The following is a 15,319-nucleotide window of genomic DNA, read 5'->3' as shown; positions in this document are numbered from 1 at the left end:
GCGCACCTACTTGCGACGAAGCAGCGCCGAGACCTCGGGCATCTTAAGGACGACGGCAAGGCCAAAGGTAACAGCAAGCGAGACGACACCCGCAACGCAAACGTAGCCAAGAGTAATCAGAATCGAGCCGCCAAGTGCCCCGACAAAGTGCTCAAGCGCCCACATGACGCCGGCGCCTGCGGCAGCACCCAAGACACCGAACAATAGGCCGAAGAAACCGCCGTGCAGGATAGACTTGACCTGAAGGCCATGCAGGCGACGGCGCAGCCACCACAGTGAGCATCCGACCAAGACAACGTAGTCAACGACGTACGAAAGCGCAATTGCCGGCATACCGTAGCCCAGCACCACGCCAAACAGCAGCACCGAACCGGCCTGACCGATAGCGGAGTACAGGCAATAGCGGCTATAAGGTTTCATATCGAGCAGGGCCGAGAAGCTCTTCTGCATCAGCACGACCACGCCGTAGAGCGGCAAGGAAAGTGCCAGATAGATAAGGAACTCCGACACCAGCGCCACGCCGGATTCATCGAACTTGCCGGCGCAGTAGATCATGTTGAGCGGACGGGCGAAGACGATCAGATACAGTGCAAACGGAATCAGGAAGAAGAGCATCTGGGCGACACCGCGCGAAATGCCCGTGCGGACGCTGTCGTAATCCTTCTCCTGTGCGTCGTGAGAGAGCTCGGTATAGAGCGCCGTCGAAAGCGAGGCGGCAATCAGCGCGTAGGGCAGCGTGTACCACAGGCGCGCATAGGCGATGACGGAAGGACCAGTCTCGGGCTGGACCACCAGCGCAGCAGCGTTGGTGATAGAAGTCGAGACAAACATGCACACCGTGGCGAGCAGCGTCGGGATACCGAGCGCAATCGTCTGGCGCAGTGCGGGGTCCTTAAAGTCGATATGGATATGGGGATGCACGCCGTGCTTGCCAAGCGCGGGGATCTGACATGCCATCTGAACAAAGACACCGAGGGTCGTACCGGCCGCAATCAAGATGATGCCGGCACGTTCGCCAAACTGTGCGGACACGGGCGCAAAGCCCATAAAGCTCGCAATGACGATCACATTGTTGAGGACCGGGGCAAACGTCGACCAGAAGTAGTCGCGGTGTGCGTTGAGGACGCCCGAAAACACCGAGCCCAAACCATAAAACAGAATCTGGATGGCAAAGAAACGGAACATGAACGCAGCGGTATCCATGCTGCCGCCGTCACCCGAAAGGAACGATTGCGTCCAGATAAAGCCCGGGGCGAACACGGTCCCCAGCAACGAAATGCCACCCAGCACCAATAGCAGAATACCGAGCAGGTTGCCCACGTACTCGTTCGAGGCCTCGCGACCCTGCTCACGCCTCACGCCCATGTACACGGGCAAAAACGCCGTCACGAGCATGCCGCCCATCACGAGTTCGTAGAGCATATTGGGCAGGTTGTTGGCGACCTGATAGGAGGACGAGAGCAGCGACATGCCGATAGCGGCCGCCATTGCCCATGTGCGGATAAAGCCGGTGACGCGAGACACGATGGTCAGGATGGTCATAAGCCCGGCGGAACGACCAACCGTGGAGTAGTCCGACGAGCCCATATCATCAGTGCCATCTCGCGACGAAGAAGCTTCGGATGAGGGTGTCTGAGGCGCAGATTCTTTTGCAAAATGAGCTCCGCACTTCAATTCTTCCTGCGGCATCGCTCAGTCCTCTCTCGTAATCGGGGCGACCGTCGCCCCGCAAAATGCAATTAAATCATCGGGTGCAAGCTCGAGCTGATAACCACGCTTGCCTCCCGAAATAAAAATGGTATCCCAAAGGACACATGTCTCATCAATGAGCGTCCGGTAGCGTTTTTTCATACCGACCGGACTGCAGCCGCCGCGAACGTAGCCAGTCGCCGCAAGCAAATCCTTCACATGCATCATGGCCAAGGACTTCTCCCCCGCGGCACGCGCGGCGGACTTTAGATCGAGCTCGTCGGCAACAGGGATGCAGCACACGACATGGTCGTTGGACGGCGTCACGCAGACCAAGGTCTTAAATCCTTGTCCGGGCTCCTCGCCAAGCTGCTCCGAAATCGCGACCCCCAGGCCCGCCGACTCATCACCATCGTCTTCGTACGTATGTAGAACATAGGAAATGCCGGCGCTTTCCAGCTCGCGCATCGCATTGGTTTTTGGCGTCTTTACAGCCTTTGCCATGGCATATCCTTTCCCTCGCATTCGGACGCAAGGATTAAGTATATGTCCAATTCGGCTGCATACGTCACTTCGACACAGCAAGCGCCATCGAATCACAAGGAGTCGATGGCGCCCATAAACTGAATCGCCTATTTATTGAGCATCAAGTTGAGCCTGACGCTCCCGGTCACGCCTGAGCAACGGCGCCAAAAACTTGCCCGTATAACTTTGCGGACAGTCCGCAACCTGCTCCGGTGTGCCCGAGACCACGACGGTTCCGCCGCCGTTACCGCCCTCGGGGCCCATATCGATCAGGCGGTCGGCAACCTTGATGACATCAAGGTTGTGTTCAATCACCAGCACCGTGTTGCCCGCATCGACCAAGCGCTGCAGCACATCAAGCAGCTGGCGGACGTCCTCAAAATGAAGGCCGGTCGTCGGCTCATCCAAAATATAGAACGTCTTGCCCGTCTGGCGTCGATGAAGCTCCTTGGCGAGCTTCACACGCTGCGCCTCGCCGCCCGAGAGCGTCGTGGCGGGCTGGCCCAGGCTCACGTAGCCCAAGCCTACATCGTACAGCGTCTGGAGCTTGCGCTTAATCTGCGGGATATTCCCAAAGAAGGCCAGTGCCTCGGTGACGCTCATGTCGAGCACGTCCGAGATGGTCTTACCACGGTAGGCGACCTCAAGCGTCTCGCGGTTATAGCGTTTGCCGCCGCAGACCTCACAGGGGACATAGATATCGGGAAGGAAGTGCATCTCGATCTTAATTTGTCCGTCGCCCTTGCATGCTTCGCAGCGACCGCCGCTCACGTTAAAGGAGAAACGTCCCGGCGAGTAGCCACGCGCCTTCGACTCCGGCGTACTCGCAAACAGCGCGCGAAGATCATCCCACAGGCCAATGTACGTAGCAGGGTTGGAACGCGGCGTGCGACCAATCGGCGACTGGTCGATATCGATAACCTTATCGATACACTCGATACCCTCGAGCTTTTTGTACGGGCCCACAGGACGCGTCGAACGGTGAATGGCATTCGTAAGCGCAGGCGCAATGGTGTCGGTAACCAGGGAGCTCTTGCCCGATCCCGACACGCCGGTAACAACCGTAAGCGTACCAAACTCGATCTTGGCGGTAACGTTTTTGAGGTTGTTGGCGCGGGCGCCCGTGATCTTAAGGCAGCCGCGACCGGGCTTGCGGCGTTCATCGGGAACCCGAATCATTCGCTTGCCGGTCAGGTAGGCACCCGTCATCGAATCGGGGCACGCCATGATATCGGCAGGCGTTCCCGCGGCGACCACGTGTCCGCCGTTCACGCCCGCACCGGGGCCCATGTCGATCACATAGTCGGCAGCACGAATCGTATCCTCATCATGCTCGACGACGATGACGGTATTGCCGATATCGCGTAGGCGCTCAAGCGTCTTGATCAGGCGCTCGTTATCGCGCTGATGGAGGCCGATCGACGGCTCGTCCAAAATGTACAGCACACCCATGAGGCCGGCGCCGATCTGCGTTGCCAGGCGAATGCGCTGGGCCTCGCCTCCGGAAAGCGTCGCCGAGGCACGGTCGAGGGTCAGATAGTCGAGTCCGACATCGACCAGAAAGCGCAGGCGCTCCAGGATTTCCTTAACGATGCGCCCGCCGATAAATTGTTGGCGCTCGGTAAGCTCCAGGCCCTCAAAAAACTCGAGCGACTCGCGGCACGATAGGCAGCAGACCTCGTAAATGGACTTACCGCCTACGGTAACGGCGAGCATCTCGGGGCGCAGACGAGCACCATGGCAACTCGAGCACGGCTCCTCGCGGATGTACTTCTCCAAGCGCGCCTTGGTGTTCTCATTCGTCGTCTCGGTATAGCGCTCGTACAGGATATTGCGCACGCCCGAAAACTTAGTGTCCCACTGGCTGCGGCGCCCATCGAGCTTTTGATAGTCGACCGAAATCTTCTGGTCGCCCATGCCGTCTAAAAACGCGCGACGCACCCGCGGAGGCAGATCCTCCCACGGCGTATCGACGCTCACCTTAAAGTGTTTGCAGACCGCAGCGAAAATCTGCGGATAGTAGTTAGAGTTGCCAAACAGGCTGCCAAAGACCCCGTCGGCGATCGACTTCGAGGGGTCTTCGATTAGGGCCTCGGCGTCGACCGTCTTCTTAAAGCCCAGGCCATCGCACTCGGGGCACGCGCCATAGGGCGCGTTGAACGAGAAATCACGCGGCTGCAGGTCATCGATGGAGTGTCCATGCTCCGGGCACGCTAACGCCAGCGAATACTCCAGCAACTCGCCTTCGGTCCCCTCGGGAGCGTCGCGGTCGGGCAGCAAGTATACGTTCACATTGCCGTGCGCCAGCGCAGTCGCCTGTTCAACGGACTCGGCGATACGGCCCAGAGAGTTCTCACGGATCACGATGCGATCGACCACGACCTCGATATCGTGCTTGAACTTCTTGTCCAGATCGATCGGATCGTCGAGCGAGCGAACCTCGCCGTCGACACGCACGCGGCTAAAGCCCTCGGCGCGAAGGTCCTCAAACAGTTTGGTGTACTCGCCTTTTCGCCCGCGTACCACCGGTGCCAGCACAAACGCGCGGCGGCCCTCCCCCGCCGCCAAGACCTTGTCGGCAACCTGATCGGTCGTCTGACGCTCAATGACACGGCCGCATTCGGGACAGTGCGGGGTGCCCACACGGGCGAACAGCAGGCGCAGATAGTCATAAATCTCGGTTACGGTGCCAACCGTCGAGCGAGGGTTTTTAGACGTCGTCTTTTGGTCGATCGACACCGCCGGCGAAAGGCCGTCGATTGAATCCAAGTCGGGTTTGTCCATCTGGCCCAAGAACTGGCGCGCATAACTCGAAAGGCTCTCGACGTATCGACGCTGGCCCTCGGCATAGATAGTGTCAAATGCCAGCGAACTCTTGCCCGAGCCAGAAAGACCGGTAATGACCACGAGTTGGTCACGCGGAATGGAAACATCGATATCACGGAGGTTGTGCTCACGAGCGCCGCGAATAACGATAGAAGAATCAGACATGGAAGCTCCTTGCCTCCTATTGCATCGAATCATACTGCCGATGAGTTTAGCGCACTCGACGCGCACAGATGTTCGTAATACAAGATTCGCAGACCTTTAGCTTTGCGTATCGGGCGCTTTGTTTCTCGAAATGCCGTGGAAAGGTTACAGTAATCTAATACTGAACTTAATTTGCTGTACCAGAGGAACGTCCATGACCGAAGATATCCCCCTTGAAATCACTTCGAGCGACATGGCCAATCTGCCCATATTCATCGCCGTCCTTATCGTGGCCGCCGTCGTCGTGCGCGTGTATTTTTCAATCAAACGCAACGAAAAGCCACCCATTGCCCGCGTCTTTTGGTGCGCGACGCTCCTCATCCCGCTCGGCATGGTAGCTGCATGGGTTACGAATCAATTGCTCGTAAATGAGGGCAGCTCCCTATGGGTCCTTTCTTATTCGGCGCTCGGTGCTGCCGCCGTCATGCTTCTTGTCGAGCCCTTGGTTTCGGGACTTATCGACCAAACCGACCTTGCGACGGGAACGGTTGCCTGTATTTGCCGTGACATCCTTGTCATCGCCGCTGTTTCAGCGCTCTCGTTCGTTTCACTCGAAATTGCCTGCAACGAAACGTTCTATCGCATTCCCGCCAACTCATTCGGGTTTTCCGTCGGGCTGCTCGCGACGGTTCTGCTCTCCCTTTATTTGCTGGGACAGCGTCATGGAGGCGTCATGGCTCTCGTGCCCGTCGTCTGCTGCATCCTTGGCATTGCCGAGCACTTCGTCATAACGTTTAAAGGCGAAGCCATCCTGCCAAGCGATATCTTGGCCCTTGGCACCGCAATGGAAGTGAGCGAGGGATACGAGTTTACCTTTACCGCCGGAATCGTAACCTCTCTCGCCCTGCTGGAGATTTCCCTGGGGCTTCTTTCGCTCATCCGACCGCGAAAGCTCCGTACGCCCACCCATGTCTTCCCCGCTATCGCCGCTAACCTCTGTGCTTTTCTGCTAGTGACCGTTGTGGGGCTCTCAGGCTTTTCCAACATCGACTTGGAGCAGGCGCTGGATTTTGGATTTGACCGTTGGCAGCCCATCACCACGTATGCGTCTCAGGGTTTTATCACTTCGTTCACCGAAATGGTCAACGAGTTGCCCATTGAGAAGCCCGAAGACTATACGCCCGATGAGGCGCAGAGCATCGAGCAGGAGCTCGCCGCCGCCTACGACAGCACATATGGCTCGAGCGAGCAGCGCGCGGCGGCCGTTGCCCAGTTCAATGAAATCAAGCCGACGATTGTTGCCGTCATGAATGAGAGTTTTAGCGACCTTTCGTGCTTTGAGCAGCTCCAGGCGGCCGGGTACACCGGCCCCGCATTCTACAACTCGCTTCCCGACACACTTGTTCGCGGCACCATGCTAGCTTCGGTCGCCGGTGGCGGAACGGCGAACTCCGAATTCGAATTTTTGACCGGAGCGACAACGGCCTTTGTCGGATTAGGCAAGATCCCCTATCAGCTGTATCAGATGAATGGCGTCAACAGCCTGGCAAAGGACCTTAAAGAGCTTGGGTATACCACTACCGCTATGCACCCGCAAAACCCCGTCAACTACCATCGAGATAAAATCTATCAGCAGCTGGGCTTTGGAGACTTTCTTTCAATCGGCGATTTCGAAGGTGCGCCCTATTACCATGCCGGCGTATGCGACTACGCCACCTACGACAAGATACTCGACCTGCTTAGAACCGACGAAGCGCCACAGTTCATCTTTGACGTCACGATGCAAAATCACGGCGGCTACGACTATGGCACCGTTCCCGCCGAAGAGCTGACAAACTATTGGGTCGAGGGAGCCAGCGAAGGCGCCAACAGCGCGCTCAACACCTATCTCACCTGCATCAACGCATCCGACCGGGACCTCGATTACTTTATCAACGAGCTCCGCAATATCGGCAGACCGGTTGTTCTTGTCTTTTTTGGCGACCATCAGCCGAGCGCCGCAACGACTCTCAACGACGAGCTGTACCCTCAGGAAGATACGGCAAGCCACGCTTTCCGTATCTATCAGTCGACATATCTCGTCTGGGCTAACTATGAGATCGCCGGCAATACCGAGCTCAACGTCTACGACACCGTCGGGGCAAACGAGATTGCAGCCATTACCCTTAATAAGATCGGCGCCCCGCTCACCAATTACCAAAAGGCCCTGCTTGCGACAAGGTCAGATGTGCCCACCATCAATGTCGCCGGCTATCTCGGTGCCGACGGGCTGCGCTACGACTTGGAATCGGAAGACAGCCCATACGCCTCGACGATCGACAAGCTGCAGCGCATGCAGTACCTCGAGTTCGCCAGCAAAGTTCAGTAAGCCCGCCCATTCGCTTGGGCCCATCATATTGCAAGCGCACTCGGCCCAAATGCATCGCAAATGACTCCCGCTCGCAAACGAGGGTACAATGACGCTCGTGTCACATCGCGGGGCCCCGGCCCCAGCATATACAAAGGAGTCATACATGGGTTGCGAACACGCACAGGCCGCCGGCGGACAAACGTCGCCATCGCAATTTGAGGAGAACACGCTGTCCGAGGTCAAGCGCGTCATCGCCGTGCTTTCCGGCAAGGGCGGTGTCGGCAAGTCGTTTGTCACCGGCGCCATCGCCACCAAGCTTGCCCGTCACGGCCACAAGGTCGGCGTCCTCGATGCCGACATCACCGGTCCCTCTATCCCCAAGATGTTCGGTATGAGCGGACGCCACGTCCATGCCCTTGGCAACCTTATGCTGCCCGAAATCTCCGAGCACGGCGTCAAGGTCATGAGCTCCAACCTGCTGCTCCAAAACGAGACCGACCCCGTCCTTTGGCGCGGTCCGGTCATCGCAGGCGCCATTAGGCAGTTCTGGAGCGAGACCTCGTGGGGCCCCATCGACTACCTGCTGGTCGACATGCCTCCGGGAACAGGCGACGTCGCGCTCACCGTCTTCCAGTCGCTGCCGGTCGACGGCATCGTCATCGTCACGAGCCCGCAGGATCTGGTCTCGATGATCGTCGCCAAGGCGGTCAACATGGCCGAGAAGATGAACGTCCCCATTCTGGGCATTGTCGAGAACATGAGCTATATTGAGTGCCCCGACTGCGGCAAGAAGATCGAGGTCTTTGGCAAGAGCAAGCTCCCCGAGGTCGCAGAGCGCTATAACCTCGACATCTTGGGCCAGCTTCCCATTAATCCGGCACTCGCCGAGGCCTGCGATAAGGGCGAGGTCGAGACCGCGCTGCCCGATGGCATGTTGCCCAAGGCAGTCTCTGCCGTCGAGGCTATTACCCCGCACGAGACCGACGAGGCCTAAGTGAACGCGAGCGCCCTCTATGACGTCTTGGTAATCGGCGGCGGGGCTTCAGGCCTCGCCGCCGCCATTACGGCCGCACGCGCTGGCAAAAGCGTCTGCATCGTTGAGCGCGATGTCGCCTGCGGCCTCAAGCTCCTTGCGACCGGTAACGGCCGTTGCAACCTCTCCAACGAATCGATTGATCCTCAGCGGTATAACCACCCCGCATTCGTCGAATCCGTCATGGGCCCCCAGCCCGAACAAGAGCTTATGGGTTTCTTCTCCTCGCTGGGCATCATGACAACCTCCGAGGAAGGCCGGCTGTACCCGCGCTCCCTTCGCGCCGAATCGGTGCGCGACGCACTTCTCAACGCTTGCGACCGCCTAGGTATCACCTTAATCTGCGGAGCCAACGTTGCCTCGGCGTACAAAGCTTCTGAAGGCTGGGCACTCCAAATAGACCGTCCAGCGCGGGCGCTCAAGGCAAAAAAGCACGACGACCGAAAATCGGAGCTCCGCTCGCTTCGGAAGGCGCTCGCCGATGTCCCTCGCAAGAACGAGGCCCTGCAGGCACATGCCGTAATTATCGCTACGGGCGGCAACCCCACCGGTATCGCCGATACGTTTCGCCTTCCCCTCACTTCGCTGCGCCCCATCCTCTGCCCCGTATCGGCAACGGTCGTTGGCGATCGAGCGGCACTCAAGACGTTGGACGGCCTGCGCGTCCGCGCCTGCTTGACGCTCGCCCGCAATCATAATGAGCTCTGGCACGAAGACGGTGAAGTGCTGTTTCGAACCTTCGGTATCTCGGGTGTCGCTGTCTTCAACCTCTCTCGTCGTATCCAGCACGGCGATACGATCCTGCTCGACGTTTTCCCCGACCTCTCCAAAGACGAGTTGCTCGATATGCTCAACCGGCGCGTTGAGCTGTTCGGTGACTTTTCACCCCGCGATCCCCGTTGGCTCGACGGCATGCTCGCCCCGCAACTCTCCCGCGTCGTCTGCACAGCGTTCGAGCAGTGCCATCCAGGCTCCAACGATGTCATCCATCTGGTCTCGATCCTCAAGCACTTTAAGTTGCTCGTCGAGGGAACAGCCGAGGAGCGCTCAGCGCAGGTCACGCGTGGTGGCGTATCTGTCGAGAGTATCTCAACACCCAGTCTACGCGCGCGCAGCGTTGTCGACGCTCCGCTTTACGTTTGCGGTGAAGCGCTCGACATCGACGCCGATTGCGGAGGCTTTAACCTTGCGTGGGCCTGGATCTCGGGCATTCGCGCTGCAAGCAGCCTGTAGCCGCGCAGTCTATAATCAAAAACACATTCGGGCCGTCTGGGATACCGGACGGCCTCTTTCTTGCCTCTAAGGAGACCTCGATGATCGAAATCACCCAAGTCAACGCGTCGCTCGATGAAGCCGGCGATGAAAATGCCTGTCTCATTGTTGGCAAGCGAGTCGCCAAGCGCGTCCTACGTTGCAAGGACTCCGAGATCAAGTCCATCGAGCTCCACCGCAAGTCAATCGACGCTCGCAAAAAACGAGACGTCCATTTTATCCTGAGCTTTCGTGTTGAGCTGACTAGTCCCCACCTCGAGCGAGAAGCGGTCGACAGCGTTGCCGAGCGTGACCGCTCGCGCGTACGCGCGATAGAAGACGATGAGCCTTCATTCCCCTCCCCCGCCTCCGACGCGCCTCAAGAACGCCCTGTCGTTGTCGGCGCCGGATGCGCCGGCCTTTTCGCTGCGCTTACGCTCGCCGAAGCAGGTCTTAAGCCCTTGCTCATCGAGCGCGGCGACCCGGCATTTCGCCGCTCGCAGGCGATCGACCTCTTTCTAAAGGAGCGCATCCTCGACCCCGAGAGCAATATCCAGTTTGGCCTGGGCGGCGCGGGAACCTTCTCGGACGGCAAACTCAATACGGGAACCAAAAATCCCGCCCATCGCCTTATCCTCGAAACCTTCGTCGAGGCGGGCGCGCCCCGCGATATTCTGTGGGATGCCAAGCCGCACATTGGCTCCGACATCCTTCCCACGGTTGTCACCGCTATATCCCAGCGCATCGAGCAGCTCGGAGGTGTCGTCCGTTATCGAACGAAGCTCGTCGACATTCGCATCGACGCGTCTGGCGCCATCACCGGTATTGATGTCCAATCGTCCCAAGACGCCGCTTGCGAGCCAATCGAGACAAAGCACCTCATCCTCGCCTGCGGGCATTCTGCTCGCGATATTTTTGAGCTCCTTAAGGGCCACAACGTGGCCCTCGCACAAAAGACCTTTGCCATGGGCGTTCGCATCGAGCATCCGCAGCGCGACATCGACCGAGTCCAATACGGAGCCTCGGCGGGACATCCTGCCCTCGGAGCAGCCCCTTACAAGCTCGTCGCCCATCTTCCCAACGGCCGCAGCGTGTTCTCGTTTTGCATGTGCCCCGGCGGGCAGGTTGTCGCCGCCTCTTCCGAGCAGGGCCACCTGTGCGTCAACGGCGCCAGTCTCAATGCCCGCGGCGGGTGCAACGCAAATGCCGCCCTGCTCGTTAACGTCACACCCGAGGACCTTCCCAACGATGACCCGCTCGCCGGCATCGAGCTCCAGCGTGCCTGCGAGGCGGCCGCCTATCGCCTGGGCGGTTCCAACTGGAACGCACCGGCACAGCTCGTCGGAGATTTCCTCGCAGGACGTGCCAGCAAGGCGCCCGGAAAGGTAAAGCCCACCTATCCGCTCGGTGTGACCTGGACGGCAATTGACGAAGCCCTGCCGCAGCATATCGTCGAGTCGCTCCGCCTGGGACTTCCCCTACTCGGAAAAAAGCTGCGCGGCTACGACCGCCCCGACGCCGTTCTTACCGGCGTGGAGACTCGTTCGAGCTCACCGGTCACCGTCACCCGAGACCGAACGTGCCATGCCGTGTCGACCCCGGGCCTCTATCCTTGTGGTGAGGGAGCTGGATATGCCGGCGGCATCATGAGCGCGGCCACCGACGGCATCCGTTGTGCCGAAGCCCTGATCGCAGACCTCTAACGCACGAATTCCAGCGCGCAAAAGACACAGGCCCCAAGCTCCACAGGGAACTCGGGGCCTGTTCACTATTTCTTAAACCGTGCACCCTGGCGTTTTCTGCCCGATGCGAACGTGGAACCCTTGCGGGCCTGCGAACGTAAGCGCTCAATCGTCTCGTCCTCAGACGCACCCTCGAGCATCGCTCGAATCTGAACGACGGCATCGCGCAGGCGCGCCGCCTCCTCAAAGTCCATGGCAGCAGAAGCGTTACGCATATCCTCTTCCATGGTTTCGACGATCCGCACGAGCTCGTCATGCGGCAGTTCTTCCAACTGCTCCGCAAGTGTCTGCTCGGGCGCCACCGTTTCCGGCACGCCACCCTCGCCCGACTCATCGGGCGTATAGAATGCGCCATGGCCAAGAGAGTCGCCCTTCGAGCGTCCCTTGGAACCCACGGTTTTTTCGGCCTCGGCAATAAAACTTGAGATGTCGTTGATGGCCTTGCGCACCGTCTTGGGCACAATGCCATGCTCTTCGTTATATGCCATCTGAATCTCGCGACGGCGCTGCGTCTCCTCGATGGCCTCTTTCATCGAATCGGTCATAACGTCTGCATACATGATGACTTCGCCATCGGCGTTACGGGCCGCGCGGCCAATCGTCTGAATCAGCGAACGGCGGTTGCGCAAGAAGCCTTCCTTATCGGCATCGAGAATTGCCACCAGTGAGACCTCGGGGAGATCCAAGCCCTCGCGAAGCAGGTTGATACCAACGAGAACATCGATCTTTCCCTCGCGCAGCGTTCGCAGGATCTCGACACGGTCCATCGTCGCTGTATCGGAGTGCATGTAATTGACCTTAATGCCGGCATCAAGCAGATGGTCGGTCAGGTCCTCGGCCATGCGCTTGGTGAGCGTGGTCACCAGTACGCGCTCCTTGCGCACCACGCGCTCGCGAATCTCGTCCTCAAGATCGTCAATCTGCCCACGAACCGGACGCACATCAATCTTGGGGTCGAGCAGACCGGTCGGACGAATAATCTGCTCAACGTCGTTTTGGCTCACCCGCAGCTCATAGTCGCCCGGCGTGGCCGAAACATAGATGAACTGGGGAATCCTCGCCTCAAACTCATCGAAACGAAGTGGGCGGTTATCGAGCGCCGAGGGCAGACGAAAACCGTGTTCCACCAGCGTCACCTTACGCGAGCGGTCACCTTCGTGCATGCCGCGAATCTGCGGCACCGTCACATGGCTCTCATCGATGATGCAGAGCATATCCTTGGGAAAGTAATCGATCAGGGTAAACGGCGGCTCACCCGGCTTGCGACCGTCCAGATGACGCGAGTAGTTCTCGATACCGTTACAAAAACCCATGGTCTCGAGCATCTCAAGATCATAATCGGTGCGCTGCTGCAGACGCTGCGCCTCGAGCAACTTATCAGTCGCCTTGAGCTCGGCCACACGTTTCTCGCACTCTTCGCTGATCGATTTCAGAGCCGCCTTGACCTTCGGCTTCTCGGTCACGTAGTGCGAGGCCGGCCACACGGGGATGGCCTCGTACTCACGAAGCATCTCTCCGGTGACCTCATCGATCTCGGCAATCAGCTCGACCTCGTCGCCAAAGAACTCAAACCGCAACGGATGCTCGGCATAAGGCGGATACACGTCGACGACATCGCCACGCACGCGGAACGTGCCGCGCGCCAGGTCATAGTCATTGCGATCATATTGAATGTCGATAAGTGCGTGGATAAAGTCATCGCGCTCGAGCGGCACCTTCTTGTCGACGTTTGGAGCCAGACCCGCATAGTCCTCAGGAGAGCCAATGCCATAGATACACGAGACCGATGCGACAACGATCACATCGCGTCGAGAGAGCAGCGATGCGGTCGCCTGATGTCGCAGCATCTCGACCTCTTCGTTAATCGAGGAGTCTTTCTCGATATATGTATCGCTTTGCGGCACATACGCCTCGGGCTGATAGTAGTCGTAGTACGAGACAAAGTAGACCACAGCGTTGTTGGGAAAGAACTCTTTGAGCTCGCTCGCAAGCTGAGCGGCGAGCGTTTTATTGGGAGCCATGACAAGCGTCGGCTTCCCCAGGGCCTCGATGGTTTTAGCCATCGTAAAGGTCTTGCCCGAACCAGTCACGCCCAGCAAAACCTGATAGCGATCTCCATCCCTCACGCCCTGCACAAGCGACTCAATGGCCTTAGGCTGAGAACCTGCAGGCTCATAAGGAGATACAACCTTAAATGGCACCGCAGAGCCCTCAACGCCAAAACGTTTGAGCTCTCCTCCAACACGCTCAACTTCAAATTCCGCCATGGATACTCCTAACTCATATATCTGCAGTATACGCAGGCGGCAGGCATAGTCCTATACGAACCGATCGGGATAGAGGGTCTTATAGCGAACCCAGGCATTATTGACACGAATCAGATACGCCTGCGTCTCGGGAAAGGTGATTGCATTATGAAGCGAAGTGCTCTGCTGCGCCCAACCGTCGACATTGCCCATGCCAGCGTTATAGGCAGCAATGGCACTGTCGGTCGACCCGTTAAAATACGTTAGAAGATACGAAAGATACGCACAGCCAAACTCGATGTTCGTAGCGGGATCGTTAAGGTTGTCGGCTGAATACTCGCTACCACCGACAAGACCTTTGGCAATCATATCCTGGGCAGTCTCGGGCATCAGCTGCATTAATCCCCGAGCGCCTTGATTCGACTCGGCCTCGGGATCCCAATTCGATTCCGACTTTATGACAGCACACACCAGATACGGATCAAGATTGTGCGAAATGCTCGATTGCTTTACGTACGCCTCGTAGTCAATCGGATACAAAGGCTTAAAGAAAGCGGCAGGAGCATACGAGTAGACGAGCGAAATAAGGCCAAAGACGAACACAACGGCAAGTGGCGCCACGCGATACCACGTAAAGAAACGTGTCCTAGGCATCGACCTCCTCCTTATCCACTACATCCCCGAAGCCATGGCGCACAAGCCAAGCGTCCAGTTGTTCAAAGAGCGAGTTATCGCCCGCCGCATTATCGATTACCGTCGAAGCGAGATTGCAAAGCGAAGCCTCATCAGGTTGGCATGCAGAACGCGCATCAAAATCAGAGGGCTCCATACCACGATGAATAGCACGCCCGCGACGAACTGCTAAAGGAGCGCTGATAACCAGAATTTCATCAGCCAGGCCAAAAGCATCCTCAAAACCAGTCGGGGCAGAAACCTCGACAACCGCAAAGGGATAACGGGGGGACGAAACCGTGCAGCAAACCGGATCAAGAATCCTAAGCGAAAGCTGCTCAATGAGAACGGGGTGCACAATGCTATTGAGCCTCGCGACCGCATCAGGAGAAACAAAAGCTCGAGAAGCGAGGATGTTACGGCGAACGCCGCCCTCCTCGTCCAAAATATCCCAGCCAAATTCTTCCGCGAGGGCATTGACGATATCGGAGCCTGGCACATACAGCGATTTGGCAAGCTCGTCCAGATCGATAAGCATGGCGCCATGAGATTCGAGATAGCGGCAGGCAGTCGACTTACCCGAAGCAATATTGCCCAAGACAAAAACGGTAAACATCAAGTCCTCCCTAACGCCAATGGGAGTTATTATCGCGCAAATACAAAAGAAGGACTCAAAATACAGCCAAACAGTAAGACAAGCTAAAAGAAGGCGAGTTCTTGTATTACAGCTCTCTATAAAACGCAAAAAAGGGGGAGGCCGCGAGGCCTCCCCCTTCTTCAAGTCTTGCGACGGCTCGGTGCCGTCCACCGGTCAGCGGCGCCCTGGCCTCCCACGGGCTGG

10 protein-coding genes are annotated in these 15,319 nt (G+C 58.1%); 4 read left to right on the top strand and 6 right to left on the bottom strand.

Translation table 11 applies throughout. The features are described 5' to 3' along the window. Positions 1 to 6: 6 nt before the first annotated feature. The 3 genes from murJ to uvrA all read right to left on the bottom strand — a co-directional run bounded on the left by murJ (position 7) and on the right by uvrA (position 5,205). Positions 7 to 1,587, bottom strand: coding sequence for a murein biosynthesis integral membrane protein MurJ (gene murJ, locus DW195_RS08990; protein ID WP_118206502.1), 1,581 nt, complete (start codon positions 1,585 to 1,587; stop codon positions 7 to 9). A 105-nt stretch (positions 1,588 to 1,692) separates the two neighbouring features. After that, the gene (gene ybaK / locus DW195_RS08985; protein WP_089573609.1) at positions 1,693 to 2,193 is read right to left on the bottom strand and encodes a Cys-tRNA(Pro) deacylase; all 501 of its coding nucleotides are present in this window, start codon (positions 2,191 to 2,193) and stop codon (positions 1,693 to 1,695) included. 132 nt (positions 2,194 to 2,325) lie between these two features. Then, positions 2,326 to 5,205 carry an excinuclease ABC subunit UvrA gene (gene uvrA, locus DW195_RS08980; protein ID WP_118206501.1) on the bottom strand — a complete coding sequence of 960 codons (2,880 nt, stop codon included), beginning with the start codon at positions 5,203 to 5,205 and terminating at the stop codon, positions 2,326 to 2,328. A 193-nt stretch (positions 5,206 to 5,398) separates the two neighbouring features. Here uvrA and DW195_RS08975 point away from each other — a divergent pair, with 193 nt between their 5' ends. From DW195_RS08975 to DW195_RS08960, 4 genes are all read left to right on the top strand, one after another. Next, complete coding sequence (locus tag DW195_RS08975; RefSeq protein WP_158567929.1) at positions 5,399 to 7,552, top strand: LTA synthase family protein; 2,154 nt, start codon at positions 5,399 to 5,401, stop codon at positions 7,550 to 7,552. Positions 7,553 to 7,697: 145 nt separating this feature from the next. After that, positions 7,698 to 8,528 (top strand): Mrp/NBP35 family ATP-binding protein, encoded by an 831-nt coding sequence (locus DW195_RS08970; RefSeq protein WP_118206499.1) that lies wholly within the window; start codon positions 7,698 to 7,700, stop codon positions 8,526 to 8,528. Then, on the top strand, positions 8,529 to 9,800 hold the full coding sequence (locus tag DW195_RS08965) for an NAD(P)/FAD-dependent oxidoreductase (RefSeq protein WP_118206498.1): 1,272 nt from the start codon (positions 8,529 to 8,531) through the stop codon (positions 9,798 to 9,800). An 80-nt stretch (positions 9,801 to 9,880) separates the two neighbouring features. Then, positions 9,881 to 11,521, top strand: a complete 1,641-nt coding sequence (locus DW195_RS08960; protein ID WP_118094831.1) for an NAD(P)/FAD-dependent oxidoreductase — start codon at positions 9,881 to 9,883, stop codon at positions 11,519 to 11,521. A gap of 65 nt (positions 11,522 to 11,586) precedes the next feature. Here the strand turns inward: DW195_RS08960 and uvrB are convergent, their stop codons facing one another. The 3 genes from uvrB to coaE are packed head-to-tail and all read right to left on the bottom strand — an operon-like array spanning position 11,587 to position 15,094. Continuing rightward, positions 11,587 to 13,827: an excinuclease ABC subunit UvrB gene (uvrB, locus tag DW195_RS08955; protein ID WP_118094832.1), complete on the bottom strand. Its 2,241-nt coding sequence runs from the start codon at positions 13,825 to 13,827 to the stop codon at positions 11,587 to 11,589. A gap of 51 nt (positions 13,828 to 13,878) precedes the next feature. Next, complete coding sequence (locus DW195_RS08950; RefSeq protein WP_118206497.1) at positions 13,879 to 14,460, bottom strand: lytic transglycosylase domain-containing protein; 582 nt, start codon at positions 14,458 to 14,460, stop codon at positions 13,879 to 13,881. Further along, a complete protein-coding gene (gene coaE, locus DW195_RS08945) occupies positions 14,453 to 15,094 on the bottom strand; it encodes a dephospho-CoA kinase (protein WP_118094833.1) in 642 nt (213 codons plus the stop codon). Before coaE ends, DW195_RS08950 begins: the two co-directional genes overlap by 8 nt. Positions 15,095 to 15,319: the final 225 nt, after the last annotated feature.

Origin of the sequence: Collinsella sp. AM17-1, from assembly GCF_003470665.1 — a bacterium.
Classification (GTDB): domain Bacteria; phylum Actinomycetota; class Coriobacteriia; order Coriobacteriales; family Coriobacteriaceae; genus Collinsella.
The sequence above is the reverse complement of the archived record's forward strand: the minus strand, read 5'-3'. Positions and strand labels throughout refer to the sequence as shown.

Excerpts from the sequence above, each read along its gene's own strand:
- murJ (WP_118206502.1), bottom strand. The coding sequence starts at position 1,587 with ATGGGCTCGTCGGACTACTCCACGGTTGGTCGTTCCGCCGGGCTTATG.
- ybaK (WP_089573609.1), bottom strand. The coding sequence starts at position 2,193 with ATGGCAAAGGCTGTAAAGACGCCAAAAACCAATGCGATGCGCGAGCTG.
- uvrA (WP_118206501.1), bottom strand. The coding sequence starts at position 5,205 with ATGTCTGATTCTTCTATCGTTATTCGCGGCGCTCGTGAGCACAACCTC.
- DW195_RS08975 (WP_158567929.1), top strand. The coding sequence starts at position 5,399 with ATGACCGAAGATATCCCCCTTGAAATCACTTCGAGCGACATGGCCAAT.
- DW195_RS08970 (WP_118206499.1), top strand. The coding sequence starts at position 7,698 with ATGGGTTGCGAACACGCACAGGCCGCCGGCGGACAAACGTCGCCATCG.
- DW195_RS08960 (WP_118094831.1), top strand. The coding sequence starts at position 9,881 with ATGATCGAAATCACCCAAGTCAACGCGTCGCTCGATGAAGCCGGCGAT.
- uvrB (WP_118094832.1), bottom strand. The coding sequence starts at position 13,827 with ATGGCGGAATTTGAAGTTGAGCGTGTTGGAGGAGAGCTCAAACGTTTT.
- DW195_RS08950 (WP_118206497.1), bottom strand. The coding sequence starts at position 14,460 with ATGCCTAGGACACGTTTCTTTACGTGGTATCGCGTGGCGCCACTTGCC.
- coaE (WP_118094833.1), bottom strand. The coding sequence starts at position 15,094 with ATGTTTACCGTTTTTGTCTTGGGCAATATTGCTTCGGGTAAGTCGACT.